Source organism: Alteromonas sp. AWM4_230, assembly GCF_056158305.1.
Genome location: NZ_JBSWTB010000001.1, coordinates 418,841 through 436,613, shown reverse-complemented (window position 1 = coordinate 436,613; position 17,773 = coordinate 418,841). Strand labels below are relative to the sequence as shown.

Annotated in this window: 21 protein-coding genes; 3 read left to right on the top strand and 18 right to left on the bottom strand. The window is 42.8% G+C overall.

All coding sequences use genetic code 11. From position 1 onward, the window contains the following. Positions 1–36: 36 nt before the first annotated feature. Positions 37–1,038, top strand: coding sequence for a LacI family DNA-binding transcriptional regulator (locus ACXACS_RS01880; RefSeq protein ID WP_474803379.1), 1,002 nt, complete (start codon positions 37–39; stop codon positions 1,036–1,038). A 368-nt stretch (positions 1,039–1,406) separates the two neighbouring features. After that, entirely contained in the window at positions 1,407–1,898 is a 492-nt protein-coding gene (locus ACXACS_RS01875) for a nuclear transport factor 2 family protein (RefSeq protein ID WP_474803376.1), read from the top strand. Positions 1,899–1,935: 37 nt separating this feature from the next. On the opposite strand, the gene ACXACS_RS01870 is transcribed toward ACXACS_RS01875, so the two are convergent. The 3 genes from ACXACS_RS01870 to ACXACS_RS01860 all read right to left on the bottom strand — a co-directional run bounded on the left by ACXACS_RS01870 (position 1,936) and on the right by ACXACS_RS01860 (position 4,562). Beyond that, positions 1,936–2,577, bottom strand: coding sequence for a YiaD family glycine zipper/OmpA-like lipoprotein (locus tag ACXACS_RS01870; protein ID WP_179985088.1), 642 nt, complete (start codon positions 2,575–2,577; stop codon positions 1,936–1,938). A gap of 378 nt (positions 2,578–2,955) precedes the next feature. Then, positions 2,956–4,152 carry an HD-GYP domain-containing protein gene (locus ACXACS_RS01865; RefSeq protein WP_474803373.1) on the bottom strand — a complete coding sequence of 399 codons (1,197 nt, stop codon included), beginning with the start codon at positions 4,150–4,152 and terminating at the stop codon, positions 2,956–2,958. A 71-nt stretch (positions 4,153–4,223) separates the two neighbouring features. Then, positions 4,224–4,562, bottom strand: coding sequence for an MGMT family protein (locus tag ACXACS_RS01860; RefSeq protein ID WP_474803370.1), 339 nt, complete (start codon positions 4,560–4,562; stop codon positions 4,224–4,226). Between the two features lie 98 nt (positions 4,563–4,660). Here ACXACS_RS01860 and ACXACS_RS01855 point away from each other — a divergent pair, with 98 nt between their 5' ends. Then, positions 4,661–5,242, top strand: coding sequence for a tRNA-uridine aminocarboxypropyltransferase (locus ACXACS_RS01855; RefSeq protein WP_474803367.1), 582 nt, complete (start codon positions 4,661–4,663; stop codon positions 5,240–5,242). Positions 5,243–5,265: 23 nt separating this feature from the next. Here ACXACS_RS01855 and ACXACS_RS01850 read toward each other — a convergent pair whose 3' ends face one another. The 15 genes from ACXACS_RS01850 to rsmG all read right to left on the bottom strand — a co-directional run bounded on the left by ACXACS_RS01850 (position 5,266) and on the right by rsmG (position 17,670). Continuing rightward, positions 5,266–5,865, bottom strand: coding sequence for a glutathione S-transferase family protein (locus ACXACS_RS01850; protein ID WP_474803364.1), 600 nt, complete (start codon positions 5,863–5,865; stop codon positions 5,266–5,268). Positions 5,866–5,946: 81 nt separating this feature from the next. Next, a complete protein-coding gene (locus tag ACXACS_RS01845; RefSeq protein ID WP_474803361.1) occupies positions 5,947–6,753 on the bottom strand; it encodes a hypothetical protein in 807 nt (268 codons plus the stop codon). Positions 6,754–6,833: 80 nt separating this feature from the next. Beyond that, complete coding sequence (locus ACXACS_RS01840) at positions 6,834–7,784, bottom strand: hypothetical protein (RefSeq protein ID WP_474803358.1); 951 nt, start codon at positions 7,782–7,784, stop codon at positions 6,834–6,836. Positions 7,785–7,998: 214 nt separating this feature from the next. After that, positions 7,999–8,412 (bottom strand): F0F1 ATP synthase subunit epsilon, encoded by a 414-nt coding sequence (locus ACXACS_RS01835; protein ID WP_012520215.1) that lies wholly within the window; start codon positions 8,410–8,412, stop codon positions 7,999–8,001. A 63-nt stretch (positions 8,413–8,475) separates the two neighbouring features. Next, entirely contained in the window at positions 8,476–9,861 is a 1,386-nt protein-coding gene (gene atpD, locus ACXACS_RS01830) for a F0F1 ATP synthase subunit beta (RefSeq protein ID WP_012520216.1), read from the bottom strand. 33 nt (positions 9,862–9,894) lie between these two features. Beyond that, positions 9,895–10,755, bottom strand: a complete 861-nt coding sequence (gene atpG / locus ACXACS_RS01825; protein ID WP_012520217.1) for a F0F1 ATP synthase subunit gamma — start codon at positions 10,753–10,755, stop codon at positions 9,895–9,897. Between the two features lie 58 nt (positions 10,756–10,813). Next, positions 10,814–12,355, bottom strand: coding sequence for a F0F1 ATP synthase subunit alpha (gene atpA / locus ACXACS_RS01820; RefSeq protein ID WP_269917847.1), 1,542 nt, complete (start codon positions 12,353–12,355; stop codon positions 10,814–10,816). A gap of 13 nt (positions 12,356–12,368) precedes the next feature. Further along, positions 12,369–12,902, bottom strand: coding sequence for a F0F1 ATP synthase subunit delta (gene atpH, locus ACXACS_RS01815; protein ID WP_474803353.1), 534 nt, complete (start codon positions 12,900–12,902; stop codon positions 12,369–12,371). A 14-nt stretch (positions 12,903–12,916) separates the two neighbouring features. After that, positions 12,917–13,387: a F0F1 ATP synthase subunit B gene (gene atpF / locus ACXACS_RS01810; RefSeq protein WP_269917846.1), complete on the bottom strand. Its 471-nt coding sequence runs from the start codon at positions 13,385–13,387 to the stop codon at positions 12,917–12,919. 45 nt (positions 13,388–13,432) lie between these two features. Then, positions 13,433–13,654 (bottom strand): F0F1 ATP synthase subunit C, encoded by a 222-nt coding sequence (atpE, locus tag ACXACS_RS01805; RefSeq protein WP_012520222.1) that lies wholly within the window; start codon positions 13,652–13,654, stop codon positions 13,433–13,435. 99 nt (positions 13,655–13,753) lie between these two features. Then, positions 13,754–14,587 (bottom strand): F0F1 ATP synthase subunit A, encoded by an 834-nt coding sequence (gene atpB, locus ACXACS_RS01800; protein WP_012520223.1) that lies wholly within the window; start codon positions 14,585–14,587, stop codon positions 13,754–13,756. 101 nt (positions 14,588–14,688) lie between these two features. Continuing rightward, complete coding sequence (locus tag ACXACS_RS01795; protein ID WP_474803345.1) at positions 14,689–15,075, bottom strand: ATP synthase subunit I; 387 nt, start codon at positions 15,073–15,075, stop codon at positions 14,689–14,691. Between the two features lie 206 nt (positions 15,076–15,281). After that, the gene (locus ACXACS_RS01790) at positions 15,282–16,160 is read right to left on the bottom strand and encodes a ParB/RepB/Spo0J family partition protein (RefSeq protein ID WP_179985098.1); all 879 of its coding nucleotides are present in this window, start codon (positions 16,158–16,160) and stop codon (positions 15,282–15,284) included. Positions 16,161–16,204: 44 nt separating this feature from the next. Next, a complete protein-coding gene (locus tag ACXACS_RS01785; protein WP_474803341.1) occupies positions 16,205–16,999 on the bottom strand; it encodes a ParA family protein in 795 nt (264 codons plus the stop codon). 35 nt (positions 17,000–17,034) lie between these two features. Further along, positions 17,035–17,670, bottom strand: a complete 636-nt coding sequence (gene rsmG / locus ACXACS_RS01780; protein WP_474803338.1) for a 16S rRNA (guanine(527)-N(7))-methyltransferase RsmG — start codon at positions 17,668–17,670, stop codon at positions 17,035–17,037. Between the last annotated feature and the right edge of the window lie 103 nt (positions 17,671–17,773).

The window sequence follows — 17,773 nt, the reverse complement described above, 5'->3', positions numbered from 1 at the left end:
GTTAAGTGATTGTTTTAATAAACGAGGTTTTTACACGTGCCTACCATTTACCAAGTTGCCGAGCGCGCAGGTGTTTCTCTATCTACCGTATCCCGCGTTTTAAACGGAAAAGCCTCGGTAAATAAGGTGTTGCGAGAACGGGTGGAAAAAGCGGTAGAAGAATTAAACTATCGTCCAAATTCCGTCGCCCGCTCTTTGGCTAATAGCCGAACAGACAGCATTGGTGTGCTTGTACCTGAACTAAATGCTCCTTTTTTCGGCGACTTGATGCAGGCTGTAGAATCAACGTTACGCGCCGCAGACAAGCACGTCATTATTACTGTAGGGCGAAACTGCTTAGAAACTGAAAAAGATGCAGTAGAATTCTTAATAAGCCGTAACTGCGATGCACTCATCATGCACGCTGAAGCGCTGTCAGATGAATACTTATTACAGCTTAATCAGTCCAAACTTCCTATTGCTTTAGTTAACAGGCAAGTCGAGGGGCTCTCTGAAGCGTGCACTACGCTGGATAATGAAAAAGGGGGATACCTTGCCACCCGCCACTTACTCGAATTAGGCCATAAAAACATTGCGTATATATCAGGTCCAATAGAAAAGCGAGATGCCAAACGGCGTTTGGAAGGGCACAATCGTGCGCTGTCTGAAGCAGGGCTCTTGGTTAACTCTGAGCTCGTTTTTGAAGGCAATTATACTGAAGAAGACGGAAAGCTTGGATTATTGGAACTTATGGCTCGCGACTTACCGTTTACCGCATTAGTATGTGCTAACGATTGGATGGCATCAGGGGCAATAAGTTGCGCCCGGGATTTGGGCATGAGTCTTCCCCACGACCTATCAATTGTTGGTTTCGATGACGTCGTTTTCGCGCATCATGTTTTCCCACGACTAACGACGGTAAGTAACCCCGTTGCTAACATGGCCGAGATGTCAGCAAAATACATTTTAAACAAAGTTTATGGGCAAGCTAACGACGTTCAATTGAGCTTCGAGCCCACGCTTATACTGCGTGAATCTACTATGAAGTATGATGGCTAAGATAATTTGTGAACCTTAGCAGCTGCAGTATTACAGAGGAAAATCTATTTATATATCGTAAGTGGAAGCAATCTGAACTGTAGCCCATATGGTTTGGGAAAATAGCGTATAGAGCCTGTTCCATGTGGAACATGGCAAAACGTTAGCATCGTTTATAAATATCGCACGCCTTTGAACTATGTAACCCCCCTGTAATTTGAAGCACATTTACACCTTCTAATTTAACGAGCTAAATCCCAATCTACACTTATCTTTAAGTTAAATGACAAATAAATCGCATAGGCGTCAGGCTATCGAAAAATAGAAGTTTACTTCAGATGTAGCCACGTTAAATTATCAGCATACCGCGGAAAGTTTGGGGAAAAATCATGAGACATTTTTTGTTGGGTTTGGTATTGCTTTGTTTAGGGGTAGGAACAAAGGTCAGTGCCAATACTGCCGAGGCCACTGTAAATCGAACCCTTGATGCGCTGCATCACAATGCGTCCGTTGCTAACTTTAAAGCGTATTTCAGCTTGTATCACGAAAATGCCATATTCATTGGTACTGACGCGTCGGAAGTTTGGGATAAAGAAACGTTTAAAGCCTATGCGAAACCTCATTTCGATAACGGTACAGGGTGGACATATCACCCTAGAGATAGACACATCTATTTTTCGCCAGAAGGCAATACAGCTTGGTTCGATGAGTTGCTGGATAATAAAAGTTTAGGCGAAACGAGGGGGACTGGCGTGCTTATAAAAGTTGGCGATGATTGGAAGTTAACCCAATACCATCTAGCTATACCCATTCCTAATTCACTAGCTGACAGTGTTGCCGAGCAAATTAAAACCTCGAATAACGAAAAAGCCCCGCTTTAAAACGGGGCTTTCGGTTCTTTTACTTACCTATTAATTATTAGGTATTAGATTGGGTAAGCGGCTGAATCTCCATCTCAACACGGCGGTTCATAGAGCGGTTTGCCGCACTGTTGTTAGGCACTTTTGGCGAGTATTCACCCATGCCTACTGTTGTAATACGTGTTGGATTAACTGAATAGTTAATCAGTAAGTTTTTAACCGCTCCCGCACGACGCTCAGATAAAGACTGGTTATACTGCTCTGATCCAGTATCGTCGGTATGCCCTTTAATCATCAATACGGTTTTTTCATAGTTGTTAACGACTTTCGCAACATCTTGAAGCACAGGATTAAAGTTAGGGCTAATGCTTGAACTGTCAGTAGCAAAAGTAATATCACCAGGCATGATCAAACGCAGGTTATCACCCTCACGTACCACTTGAACACCAGTATCAGAAAGCTCGCTTCGAAGTTCTTCTTCCTGTTTGTCCATGTAATTACCAATTGCACCACCCGCAATGGCACCTACCGCAGCGCCCCATGCATAGCGACTTTTATCATTATCGCCAGTTGCTTTACCTAGCAATGCACCTACTACCGCGCCGATAGCAGCGCCTTTTTGCGTATTATTAGGGTCATTTGCACAACCTGCTACGGTTAATGATGCAGCAATCAAACTTACAGCAAGAGTCTTTTTCATAGCTTCCTCTTATTTCAATTAAGCTTCATATTAAGAAGCGACAGATGTCCCTTGCCACTCTCAATAAGCTCTGTATAAAAACTTTTGTTAATTACTTAACCTTGTACTTAAGATTTGCAATTAACGTTCCACTCATTATTTACGATATAGCTAGCAGGGTGTTGATACTACTATCTATATTTTGAATTTAAAAAATTATTGCTGTTAGATCAGTGATAAACGTCGAGCCCTTGTTATCACGATTAACTAATCTCGCTAAATTCTAAACGAAACATGCTGAACCCAAGCTAAACGGGTGCGTTTATTTTTACAGAAGAAGAGAAAAGAAGTGGAGTAACACAGTGTAAACTCTACACTGTGTTGCCAATAAGTAACGTATTAGCCAATCGAAACTGAGCGCTCAAAGAATGCATTTACATCTATTTTGTAGTCAGAAGCGATAACAGCTTTTGTGATGCTTACGGTCTTATCTATAGATAGGTCAATATCTTTCGGTGTTAGATAATGACTGTTGCGAACGGAATAGAAAACCTTTACCAATGGTGTTAGAGGTGAACCTTTCTGTTCCAGTACCATAGCTAGTCGTTCATTAGACAGCAATACTAGGCTACCTACGGGATAAACGCCTAGGCATTTAATGAACTGCTGTACAAGCGACTTATCAAGTCGGGTGGGGGCATCATTCATTAGGATAGAGAATGCTCTTTGGCTAGACATACCTGCTTTGTAAACCCTATCCGCAGTCAACGCATCGTACATATCTGCAATAGCCAACATGCGTCCTGCTTTACTTATATCATTGCCTTTTGTTCCAGCAGGGTAGCCTAGGCCGTCTAAACGTTCATGGTGTTCACTAATTGCCTGAATAAGCGGTTGCGCTATGTCTGTCTCTTTTAGATAGTCTACGCCGTGTTTTACATGCCCCTTCATAATATCCATTTCGCTATCTGTTAAGCGACCTGGCTTATGAAGTATTTCATCTGGAATTTTTATCTTGCCTAAATCATGCAAAAAACCCGCGTATGAAAGGTCTTGAACCTCTTCTTCTGACATACCTAAAAATTTGCCAAAGTTCGCCAAAAGAACAGCAACGTTAAGGGAGTGCTCTAGCAAGTAGTCGTCTTTCTCGCGAATTTTAGTTAAGCAAAGCAGCGCATCAGGATTTCTATCAACTGACTCCACCAGCTTGCTCGAAAATGCTTTTGGAATACTTGCATCAAAAGGCGTTTCCTTTTGAACACTAGCAAGCAAAAGCTTTTGAATCGCTTTGCCTTGTTCGTGAAGTTTAGATGCCCTGGTTAACTCATTTTCAAGGGAGACTTTTTTGGCTTTTTCAGCCTTATTCGAATTATTCGGCTTACTATTGTCCGTAGAAGAAGTTGAATTATTACTAGGATCAAATGCTTTCTCAGTATCGATAGCTAACGTTTTTACGCCTTGCTTCTTCAGTACATTAACGACATCGTTTGATATAACGCGCCCTTGGCTTTTAACCGTTAAAGTACCTTTTTGCTCTAATATCTGATGAACAAACATACCCGGTATTAGCTGATCTATCGTAATCTTTTTAATCATTCTAAATGTACAACACTATTTTCCAAATGCTATTACGTTGCTACAGAGCATTTACTAAACTTTCTATGGAACTAATACTCTAGCTCTAACAGTATAGTGTGTAAATCTGGCTTCCATGCGAATTTACTCATATTGACTCGGTAATTTTTAACAACTACACCTTCCGCTGTTAAACGCTGTCGTTGCTCCTCTGCTTTTTCCGAGCCAGCAGGAAAAGCAATTTTTCCGTCACTACGTAATACTCTATGCCAGTTACAGTCTATGTTTATCTCTCTTAAACATTTCCCCATCATTCTTGCTCTGCCAGGTAACCCACATAAATCAGCGAGTTGGCCGTAACTAATTACATGTCCTGATGGTACGTAAGAAAGCGTTTTCTCTACTCTAGATTGTACGGCTTCACCTGCCATGTTGTATATTATCCTATCTGGTAAGTTGCGCTGTTAAATAGGTGATTGCGATAAATGAACGCAGTTAACATTGTAAAAAAAGGTAGAGAAATAAGGTAATGCGCCTTTATTGTGAAAAATGTGGATACCCCGAAGCAACGTGTATCTGCGCCCATATTAACACGGTGGATACGTCGTTAAATATCATCATTATCCAGCATGAAAAAGAAGCGTATCATGCGAAAAATACAGCAAGACTAGTTTCTTTGTGTATTCCAACAAGTCGTATTGTTCTTACAAATGATGCGCAAGCTATGGGTAGCTTGCCCAACGAGTGCTCTCTAGAACATACAGCACTCATATATCCCAGTGATACCAGTATGCCAATAGAAAGTACTGCTCGAGAAAGATTACATAAACTGTCTACCTTGTTGTTAATAGACGGGAGCTGGAAACAGGCATTCGGCATAGTTAAGCAAAACCCATGGCTTGCTACTTTGCCTTCATTTCACTTTTCATCGGCGCCAGCGTCTAATTATGCAATTCGTCACACAAAATTAGAGCACGCGCTCTCTACACTCGAAGCGACAGCCTATGCGATAAGCTGTTTAGACAAAACCGACGTATCTGCACTTCACAAAGCTCAATGCGCCTTACAAAAGCATTGGCAAGGGCCAATGTCCCATAGAAGACAAATCTAACGCTGAGAGGGCCACAAGCCTTTCTAAGTGTTCATTGGTATAAAGCCTTTGTGCTCTTTAATTAAACTTATCCAATGGCGAATAGCAGGGTATGCCGACAAGTCGAAGCCGCCTTCATGAGCTACATGGGTATAAGCAAACAGTGAAATATCAGCTAAGCTAATGGTATCGCCTATTAAATAGGGTGTGCTGTTAAGTTGATGTTCCATTACCTCAAGCGCTCGGTATCCACCCGCTTGCTTAGACTCATATTCCGCTTTTCTGTCATCAGGCAACCCTAAATAGATATTTATGTAGCGGGCAACGGCGATATAGGGTTCGTGGCTGTACTGTTCGAAGAACTGCCACTGCAACAGTTGCGCAAAGTGATAGGGTGAAGAAGGGACGTAGGGCGTATTAGAAGCAAGGTAATGCATGATAGCGTTCGACTCTGACAACACCCTTCCGTCATCGAGTTCAAGTATGGGAATTTTACCGTTAGGCGCTTTTTCAAGAAAGGACGGCGCTCTGGTCTCTCCCTTCATTATATCAACATTAACCCATTCACAGGTTTTGCCTAACAAAGAAAGAAGCAATTCAAGTTTGTAGCAGTTTCCAGAACGTTTATCGCCGTATATTCGCACAGTGGTAATCTCAATACAGTTGTTAGGTAGAAGGCATCATGCAAGCGTTTCAGCTTAAGCTCATCGATTCACTTAGCTACATTAACCTTTATATATACACGCAGTAAAATTAGAATTGCAGTATTTTTCTTTCATACTAAGTAAATATTCTATTTCTTTGCTTCTTTCTGACGTCACGCTTTCTTTGATTAGGCACTCTACCCGTCTATCTAAATCAGTCGCTAGTAACCGCTTTGTCATACTTAATCTACGATAATAATTGATTAACGGCGAAACTAGTAGGATTGCTAAAAACAGGCATAATGAAGATATAAAAACCATATCGAACAGATGAACCGATAAATTTATCCAAAATACTGGCATTATTAAGAACACCAATAATGTTGTGGCTATAGTGATAGCGGCAACGGTTATTACACTTTTATACATCTTTATTTTGACGATAAGCTCCATACCTTCAGTATTAAGAAATGTCCTTAGATGCCGGTTAACTGTCGTTATTTGGAAAATATATAGGGACATGAGTAACCAGAAAGGTATTGCTCCCATTGCAACGATAAAGACTTCTTTCTCGTTAATTCTTGAGATCAGTCCTTCAGTTACCATGTACAAAATAGGCATTATAAAACCTAAGGACACTGACCAAATCAGGTGTTTTTTAAATTGCTCCGACAAAGCTTTTCTATGTAGCCAAAAATAATGACGTTGTTTAGTTACATCAAGGATAAGCAAAAGATGCTTGGCCACACTTTTTTGGATGACTCTAATAGATAAAAGAAACGCACCACTAAGTAGTGAGGTTCCTATTGCCGTATTAAAGTCTCTTTGTGCATCCAGAGAGGCGATATCTAACAGTATTGTGCCACCAATAGTGTGTAGTACGATCATGGAGGTTACAAGTATTACGGGATACGTTAGGTTTTCTAGTAAATTAGCTTTATTCATAAGAAGAAATTAAGTGCAGGCTGTTATATGTGCCCTTTGAAGCTGTGGGAGAAAATTAAAACCATACCCCAAGATATAGCTATTAAGAGTAAGCAAGCAACAAGTCTCATTTTGTCTTTAAGTCCGAATAGGTTCATCGACAGTGAATCTATCCTTTCTAAGTCTTGCTCGCATTGCACTAGCTTTTCTGAAGACTTCTCGTTGTTCGCTAGTTTATTAAGCTGTTCGCGCTTTTTATTTTTACCGTTAAACCACTGAGAGTGTAACTTTAAAACAGGATAAAATAGGTAAAACGCTATAATACATAAAAAAAATAACGTCATAGCAATATCAAAAAAAGGAACGTTTTTATTAAGCCAAAAGATAGGGAAAAGAGAAAAAGCCCCAATGGATAAAGTCGCGTTAATCAAGGATAAACGAGCTAGAGAGGAGATAGAATTTAAATAGTCAATATAGTTTTCAGTTTGACTTAGTACGTGCTTTTTTAAATAGCTTACGTTTGACGTAGACTGAATTAAAAAGAGAAAAAACAAAAACCAAAAAAGTACCGCACATCCTGTAATCACGTATTGATACAACTTTACCTCGGAAAAAAGCAGGTTTTCTAAAATTACGTACATTACGGTCGTAAAAACAGCAGTAATAAGGCTATTTATAGTATGTAGCTGGAATTTTGTGACAAGTTTTTGCCTATGCTGGCTCAAATGACTCAGCTGATTTGTTTTTACCAACATCGAGATTAATGTGCTTAGTACATTTTTATGATTTAGTTGTAAACAAAACCAAAAATACCCAGATAGCAAAGTCATACCAATTGCTGAGTTAAAGTCTCTCTGCTCGCGAACACTTCCGTTATTGTCCAGCGCTAAAGCACCACTGAAATAGTGTAAAACTAGAAGAACGACAACCAATAAGAATGGATATAATCCTATAAATACACCGTTGTGCGCATTTGAATATGGATTTAGTTTCATTATTTATGATAATTATTTAAAGGTAGTTCTTCTTACTTTCAATTAATTTAATAAACTCGAAAGAAGCATTCCCATGGGCTACAGATAACACCTCAACCATAAGCGTTAAAGTCATCGTAAGCAATATAAATAAACGAAAGAGAATGTGAACGTTTACTTTTCGTTCGACAATAAAAAACCCGCCAGTTGGCGGGTTTTTTCAAAGCTGTGCTTTTTACTTGCGTAACTTCTGAATAAGGCGAAGTTGTGCAATTGCTTCTGCAAGCTCGTGAGCTGCTTCCGCATAGTTAAAGTCAGCGCCTGGGTTGGCGATGTGCTCTTCTGCACGTCGTTTGGCTTCTTGTGCTGCCTGCTCGTCAAGATCTTCAGCTCGAACCGCGGTATCAGCCAGTACGGTAATGTTGTTAGGCTGTACTTCTAGTACACCACCAGCAACATAAATTACTTCTTCTTCACCGTGCTGTTTAACCAAACGCACCATACCAGGTTTAATAGCAGAGATAAGTGGCGCGTGACCTGGGTTAATACCCAATTCACCTTCGCTACCTGTCACCTGAATCGATTCAACGCGTCCTGAGAAAATCGCTTTCTCCGCGCTTACTACGTCCAAATGTACTGTCATTGCCATGTGAACCTCCTGATTAGGTACGTTAGCATGATGCTAGGCTAGCTAATGCTAGCCCCGCTGCTATTATGCTTTCTTGGCTTTCTCTAGCGCTTCTTCGATAGAACCAACCATGTAGAAGGCCTGCTCTGGAAGGTGATCATACTCACCGTCTAGAATGCCTTTAAAACCACTGATTGTGTCTTTTAGAGAAACATACTTACCAGGTGCACCAGTAAATACTTCTGCTACGAAGAACGGCTGAGATAGGAAACGCTGAATCTTACGAGCACGTGATACTACTTGCTTGTCTTCTTCAGATAGTTCGTCCATACCTAGGATCGCGATGATGTCTTTCAGCTCTTTATAACGCTGAAGAACAGTCTGTACGCCACGTGCTACGTCGTAATGCTCTTGACCGATTACTAGTGGGTCTAGCTGACGAGACGTTGAATCTAGTGGATCTACCGCAGGGTAGATACCAAGAGAGGCGATATCACGAGAAAGTACTACCGTTGCATCCAAGTGAGCAAAGGTTGTCGCTGGAGATGGGTCAGTCAAGTCATCCGCAGGTACGTATACCGCTTGGATTGACGTGATTGAGCCAGTCTTCGTTGACGTAATACGTTCCTGAAGTACACCCATTTCCTCTGCAAGAGTAGGCTGGTAACCTACCGCAGATGGCATACGACCTAGAAGTGCTGATACTTCAGTACCTGCTAGTGTATAACGATAGATGTTATCTACGAAGAATAGAACGTCACGACCTTCATCACGGAACTTCTCAGCCATAGTTAGACCGGTAAGTGCAACACGTAGACGGTTACCCGGTGGCTCGTTCATCTGACCGTATACAAGCGATACTTTATCAAGTACGTTTGAATCGTTCATTTCGTGATAGAAATCGTTACCCTCACGAGTACGCTCACCAACACCTGCGAATACTGAAAAACCGCTGTGCTCGATTGCGATGTTACGGATAAGTTCCATCATGTTTACGGTTTTACCTACACCCGCACCACCGAATAGACCAACTTTACCACCCTTAGCGAATGGACAAACCAAGTCGATTACTTTGATACCAGTTTCTAGTAGTTCTACCGAGCTAGACTGATCTTCGTAGCTAGGCGCTTCACGGTGAATAGACATACGCTCTTCTTCACCAATTGGGCCTGCTTCGTCGATTGGGTTACCCAATACGTCCATGATACGACCTAGTGTCTTCGTACCAACTGGAACCATGATTGGGTTACCGGTATTTTCTACTGTAAGACCACGTTTTAGTCCATCAGTAGTACCTAGTGCGATGCCACGAACAACACCGCCACCTAATTGCTGTTGCACTTCCAGGGTTAGACCTGACAAGTCACCTTCGGTAACTCGTAGTGCGTCATAAACTCTTGGTACCGCATCTTGTGGAAACTCAATGTCCACAACGGCGCCAATGATTTGGACGACCTTACCTTGACTCATAATTTGTCCTCGTTATCTCTTTTAAACCTTTGCCTACACCGCTGCGGCACCGCTAACAATCTCACTAATTTCTTGTGTGATTGCAGCCTGACGCGCTTTGTTATATACCAGTTGTAACTCATCAATAAGGTTACCGGCGTTGTCGGTTGCTGCCTTCATGGCAACCATTCGCGCAGCTTGTTCAGAAGCCGCGTTTTCTACAACACCCTGATACACCTGAGACTCAATGTACCGAACCATTAGTGCTTCCAAAATTTCTTTTGGATCTGGCTCGTAGATGTAGTCCCAACGATGTTGATATTCTTCGTCTTCTGACTTTGGCAAAGGCAATAACTGATTGATCACAGGTTTCTGTGTCATGGTGTTAACGAAGTCATTGAATACCAAGAATACTCGGTCAATTTGTCCTTCGTCGTACGCTTTAAGCATAACGCGTACAACACCCACTACATCGCTCACAGACGGCTTGTCACCTAAACCAGATTCAGCAGCAAGCAACTTGCCACCAAAGCGGTTGAAGAAACTGCACGCTTTAGAACCTAATGCAGCGAAATCCACTTCTACACCCTGTTCACGCCATTTTTTGACATCTTGGGTGACGAGCTTAAATTCATTGGTGTTCAAGCCACCACATAAGCCTCGGTCAGTGGAAATCACAATGTAACCGACGCGCTTGACTTCACGCTCTTCCAAATATGGATGGCGATATTCAAGGTTACCGTTTGCAATGTGACCAATCACTTTAAGCATATTTTGTGCATATGGACGGCCAGAAGCCATACGTTCCTGCGCCTTTTTCATTTTAGACGCAGCAACCATTTCCATCGCACTGGTAATCTTCTGAGTATTTTTGATACTCCCAATCTTACCTTTTATTTCTTTACCGCTGGCCATGACTATCTCTCCGATTACTCAACGAATTGCGCTGGTGGTTAAACACCAGCACCATTGATTACCAAGTTTGTGTCGCTTTAAAGTTTGTTAAAGCGTCGTTCAACTTAGAGGCAATCTCGTCGTTGTAGTTACCTGATTCGTTGATAGTCTTCATAAGGTCAGCGTGTTCGCTGTTCATGTAAGAGTGAAGAGCGGCTTCAAAATCTAGGATTTTGTTAAGCTCGATACCCTTAAGGAAACCTTTTTCTACCGCGAACAGAGATACACCCATGTTAGCAATTGATAGTGGAGCGTACTGCTTCTGCTTCATTAGCTCAGTTACGCGCTCACCGTGCTCAAGTTGCTCACGAGTTGCATCATCAAGGTCAGAAGCAAACTGCGAGAACGCCGCAAGTTCACGATACTGAGCAAGGGCTAGACGGATACCGCCACCCAATTTCTTGATGATTTTAGTCTGTGCAGCACCACCAACACGAGATACCGAGATACCAGCGTTAACCGCTGGACGGATACCTGCGTTAAACAAGTCAGTTTCTAAGAAGATCTGACCATCGGTAATTGAGATTACGTTAGTTGGTACGAATGCAGATACGTCACCAGCTTGCGTTTCGATAATAGGAAGCGCAGTCAATGAACCTGTCTTACCTTTCACTTCGCCGTTAGTGTAACGCTCAACGTATTGCTCGTTTACACGTGCAGCACGTTCTAGTAGACGTGAGTGAAGATAGAATACGTCACCTGGGTATGCTTCACGGCCTGGTGGACGCTTAAGTAGTAGTGAAATTTGACGGTAAGCAACAGCTTGCTTAGACAAATCATCATATACGATTAGCGCATCTTCACCGCGGTCACGGAAGTATTCACCCATAGTACAACCAGAGTAAGGCGCTAGGTATTGAAGCGCTGCAGACTCAGAAGCAGATGCTGCAACCACGATAGTGTGGTCAAGGGCACCGTGCTCTTCTAGTTTACGTACCACGTTAGCGATAGTAGACGCTTTCTGACCAACCGCTACGTACACACACTTAATGCCTGTACCTTTTTGGTTGATGATAGCGTCAACAGCCATCGCTGTTTTACCACACTGACGGTCACCGATGATAAGCTCACGCTGACCACGACCTACTGGGATCATGGCATCAACTGACTTATAACCAGTTTGTACTGGCTGGTCTACTGATTGACGTTCAATTACGCCAGGTGCAATTTTTTCAACTGGCTCGAAACCAGCAGCATCAATTGCGCCTTTACCATCGATAGGCTCACCTAGTGTGTTAACAACACGACCTAGTAGTGCGTTACCTACTGGTACTTCAAGAATACGGCCAGTAGATTGTACTTTATCGCCTTCTTTAAGGTCCGCATAAGGACCCATAACAACTGCACCTACAGAGTCTCGCTCAAGGTTTAGTGCAATTGCGTAACGGCTTCCAGGAAGCTCAATCATTTCACCCTGCATTACATCTGCAAGGCCATGAATGCGGATAATACCGTCAGTTACTGCGACGATAGTACCTTCATTACGTGCTTCACTGCTTACATTGAACTGTTCAATTCTTTTCTTGATCAGTTCAGCAATTTCAGTGGAATTAAGTTGCATGCTCTTATCCCCGTTATGCTTGCAACGCGTCTGCTAGACGGTTCAATTTCGACTTTACGGAACCATCAATTACTGTATCACCGGCATTTATTACCATTCCAGCGATCAGGGCAGGGTCCACGTTACAATTAAGCTTCACTTTACGTGCCAAACGTTTTTCCAAAGATGCTACCAATTCATTTGTTTGGGCATCGGTCAGCGTAGATGCTGAGGTTACGTCCACTTCTACTTCTTTATCGTAATCCGCTTTAAACGCATCAAACAAAGTAGAAATTTCAGGCAACGCGGCTAAACGTTTATTCTCAGCCAAAACCTTTACTAGGTTTTGACCGTTTTCGTCGAGTTGCTCACCACACACATTATTAAAAATGTCGGCTAGCGTATCAGCGGCGATAGCACCAGTTAGTAACTGGTGCATATCTTCATTTACTGCTACTTCACCTGCGAAGGTGAGCATTTCTTGCCATTTTGCAACGGCATTTTTCTCGACAGCAAAATCGAAAGCAGCTTTAGCATAAGGACGAGCAACAGTAGTCAATTCAGACATGGCTCATCTCCCAATTAAAGCTCAGCGACAAGTTTTTCAACAATGTCGTTTTGTGCGTTAGCATCGATTTCACGTTGTAAGATTTGCTGTGCGCCAGCTACTGCAAGTGCAGAAACCTGCTTGCGCAAATCTTCTTTGGCACGATTGCGTTCAGCTTCAATCTCGGCATAACCAGAAGCGATAATTTTTTCGCGTTCCGCATGACCTTTTTGCGTTTCATCGTCAACCAATTGGTTGGCACGCTTTTTAGCCTGCTCGATAATTTCAGCTGCTTGCGCTTTCGCATCTTTCAATTGCTCAGTAGCTTTCGCTTGAGCAAGCTCTAGGTCTTTCTCTGCACGTTCAGAAGCTTCAAGCCCATCGGCAATTTTCTTCTGACGTTCTTCAATCGCTGCCATCAGTGGAGGCCATACATATTTCATGCAGAACACCACGAACACAGCGAAGGCGATTAATTGACCTATAAAAGTGGCGTTAAAATTCACAATCGCCCCTCCTCTTAAAGTTCGCTAAAAAAGTGTTTAGTAAAATTAGGCACCAACAGCGAACAATAGGTATAGAGCGATACCAACACCGATCATCGCGATGGCGTCGATAAGACCCGCTACGATGAACATCTTAACTTGTAGTTGAGGTGCTAGTTCAGGTTGACGAGCGGCAGATTCTAGGAATTTACCACCTAGTAGACCGAAACCAATAGCGGTACCTAGGGCACCAAGACCAATCAGTAGTGCAACAGCGATGTATAACATTTACGTCTCCGATTTAAGTTAAATTTAAAGTTAATGTTTAAAAGTCAAACTCTGTAAAAACGGTGCCGATTAAAAACCAAAACCGACACCCGTTAATGCTTAGTGGTCTTCACACGCCAGGCTTAAGTACACGATGGTAAGCATCATGAAAATAAACGCTTGAAGCGGAAGTACCAGAATATGGAACACAGCCCACATGAAGTGTAGTGGAAGCTGGAAGTAGCCAATTGTAGCAATCAAAATGAAGATTAGCTCACTGGCATACAAGTTACCGAACAAACGCAGTGCTAGTGAAAGCGGACGCGCAAGCAAAGTAACGGTTTCAAGAATAAAGTTCACCGGAATAAAGATAGGGTGACCGAAAGGCTGCATAGTCAGTTCTTTAGCAAAACCGCCTATGCCTTTCATCTTGATTGAATAGAAAAGAATAAGGATAAACACGCCTGAAGCCAGTGCGAACGTTAAGTTAAGGTCAGTGGTTGGAACTGCCTTGTTGTAAACGTCGTGTGGATCCATGCCAAAAGCCGCCTGGCCGATAAGACCAGATACCCATGGAATGAGATCAACTGGCACCAAGTCCATAAGGTTCATTAGCAATACCCATACAAAGATAGTTAGCGCTAATGGCGCAATAAGTGCGCTCTTACCGTGGAAAGTGCTTTTAACGTTGTCGTCAACAAACTCAACAACAAGCTCAACAAACGCCTGCATTTTGCCAGGTACGCCGGTTGTCGCTTTTGAAGCAACGCTTCTAAAAATGATTAAGAAAAGAAGACCAAGACCAATAGACCATGCCAGTGTATCAACATGCCATGCCCAAAAACCGGCGTCAGAACACGCTTTGTTAAAAGCAATTCCGTTGTCAGTTGAGCACATGGTGGCATTGGTCAAGTGGTGCTTGATGTATTCTGAGGTAGTGTATTCAGATGCCATTGTTTAACCCAAGTTGTAAAGTGTAAAAATTTGGTGACTGGTTCTATTGTCTCAATCGGTCGATTACGTTGTTTTCGTTATCGCAACGCCTCGCGTTGTCTTTATTGTTTCGTACCGTAATGAAACATGGCTAGCCCGTGGCTAGCGGTTGTAATCACAAATGCCATGAAAATCTCTAATGGCGCGGCGTTTAAACCTTTAAAAGCAATTACAAATAAAATGATTGTCAGTGCCAGCTTCAATTTTGAGCCTTGGCTAAAACTCCGTGCAACAAGGTCGTTTTTACTCGCACCCGCGTATCGAAACGCGAAAGCCATAAAAACACTATTGGGCAGGATACTGATTAGAGCGCCTGCTGCTGCCGACATGGCGGAATGACTTCCTCCTGCAGCACCTGCGATGACCGTAACGAATAGGGCCGTGACAGCCTGAAAAAGTAGCCCTTTTTTTGCGAGGTCTATCCCGCGCTTCGCTAACTTGTTCGTCACTTTTACTCGCAGCTTGTTCACGTCTTACAAAAAGCGTCAGAAGTATACTGTTTTACCGACAATTTTCAACAGTACAACGCTTTTTGAAAGTTATTCTGAAAATTTTCTATTGCTATAACCGGAAAGGAGAGTGTCCGCTGCTAGTGTCGGACAGCATGTCAATTGCGGGTAGGCAAGGGAACCACTTCGGCCGTTATTAATATAAACTATTGAATTTTAGAGATAATTCCATCTAATTGTTCAAGATCACTAAAACTTATCGTTAGCTTACCTTTGCCTTTAGCGTTATGGTCGATGACCACAGGCGTGCCTAAATTTTCTGAAAGCCGAGTCATAAGATTTTGAACATCAGGATCAACTTTCTTCTCAGGCTTTGGCTTCGCGGGTTCTAATAGCTTTTTAACGAGCTTTTCAGTATCTCGAACGGTAAGACCTTTACCCGAAACCACTTGCGCTGTTTCTGACTGAGTTTCGCCTTCTAAAGCTAAAAGGGCGCGGGCATGTCCCATCTCAATATCACCGTGCTCAACTAACAGTTTTACATCGTCGTTCAAATTGTTCAGACGAAGTAGGTTAGTTACGGTTGTACGAGATTTACCCACCGCTTCTGCCACTTCTTGATGAGTTAACGCAAATTCGCTCATTAAACGGTCTAGCGCCTGAGCCTCTTCCATTGCATTAAGATCTTCACGCTGAATATTTTCGATAAGAGCAATAGCAACGGCAGCTTCATCAGGTACGTTTTTGACTAAACACGGCACCTCGTCTAGTTGTGCTAATTGTGAAGCGCGCCAACGACGCTCACCGGCGATAATTTCATAACGGTGTTCATCCACTTTTCTCACAACAATCGGCTGAATAATGCCCTGTGCCCGAATAGATGAGGCTAATTCTTCTAATGCCTCAGGTGACATGTCTTTACGAGGCTGATATTTGCCTGGCACTAAGTATTCAATAGGCAGTTTACTTAACTCACCGTTGGTTGAATTTACCTCGGCGACATCTTGTTCTTTTTGAGCAGATGATTGGCTGGTTGCGAGTAGCGCATCTAAACCGCGGCCAAGGCCTCTTTTACGTGCTGACATAGTGTCCTCTATGGCATGTGCTGATGGTATTCAGCTTATTGTGTTTAACTAGCTTTTGCCTGTTTAGGCGATGTTTTGTCCCTACGGCGCAGTATTTCACCAGCCAATGCTAGGTAGGCTTTAGCACCTGTCGATGACTTATCATAGTACATCGCTGGCGTACCGAAGCTCGGCGCTTCAGCTAGGCGAACATTGCGCGGAATAACCGTACGATAAACTTGTTCACCAAAGTGGCGCTTCAATTGTTCTGAAACGTCGTTAGCAAGGCGGTTGCGCGGGTCGTACATAGTACGCAATACGCCTTCAATCTTCAATTCAGGATTCACCACTGACGCTAATTTTTGAATGGTATCCATAAGGGCCGTAAGACCTTCAAGTGCATAGTATTCGCACTGCATGGGCACCATTACCGAATCAGCTGCAGCTAGGGCGTTCACGGTTAATTGGTTAAGTGAAGGCGGGCAGTCGATAAAGACAAAATCGTAGTAGTCCATAACTGGCTTTAGCGCATTGCGAAGCCTTACTTCACGAGCAAACATTTCCATCAGCTTAATTTCTGCTGCGGTCACGTCACCGTTTGCAGCGATGAGGTCGTATTTGCCGCTTGTCGCTTTAACGATGACATCGTTAATGGGCTTCTCTTCAACTAACAACTCGAATGCCGTAGATTCAACGTCGTATTTATCAACGCCGCTACCCATGGTGGCATTGCCTTGTGGATCGAGATCAATTAGCAATACCTTGCGTTTGGTTGCTGCCATTGACGCTGCCACGTTAACTGCGGTGGTTGTCTTCCCAACACCACCTTTTTGATTCGCGATCGCGATTACCTTAGCCACGTTAGATCCTGTTTTCGTCTTTTTCTATTTTTCGGCTATTTCTTTTTTAGCCAAACCAGATGTCGTTCGCCTACTAAATTTGGCACAGTGAGGTTTTCCGTCTTACTCACATGGAAGTGATCACTCACTTCTTCTATTTCATCTTTTGGAAACTGACCTTTAAGCGCCAAAAATTGTCCTTCAGAATCTACCAGATGCTGACACCAGTGCAACATATCTTTTAGCGAAGCGAAAGCTCGACTTAGCACAATATCGTAAGGTCTATCGCCATTGTGCTCTTCTACGCGGCTTTGTACAGGAGTCACATTAGTTAAACCAAGCGTATGCACACATTGGGTCATAAACCGTACGCGTTTGCCTAATGAATCAAGTAGCGTAAAAGATTTATCTGGAAACGCGATGGCTAACGGCATACCTGGAAGGCCAGGGCCTGTACCAACATCAATGATATTGTCACCCTCAAGAAAGGGGACAATCGCTAACGAGTCCAGAATATGTTTTACCATCATTTGCTTTGGATCCCGAACGGAAGTGAGGTTATACGCCTTATTCCATTTATCCATGAGCAGCACATAGTCAATTAACTGCTGCTGTTGCTTATCACTTAAATCTAGTGAAAGGGCATCAAGTCCAGAAACCAAAATGGTATGCAATTCTTGCTGTATCGTCATTGAAAAATCTGTCTGTTCGCGTTGAAGTCTTAAGCTTAACTTAGTCTTTGACATAAACATTAGCGGCGAACCGCAATCTGTTTTATGCATTTGTTGCACTTCC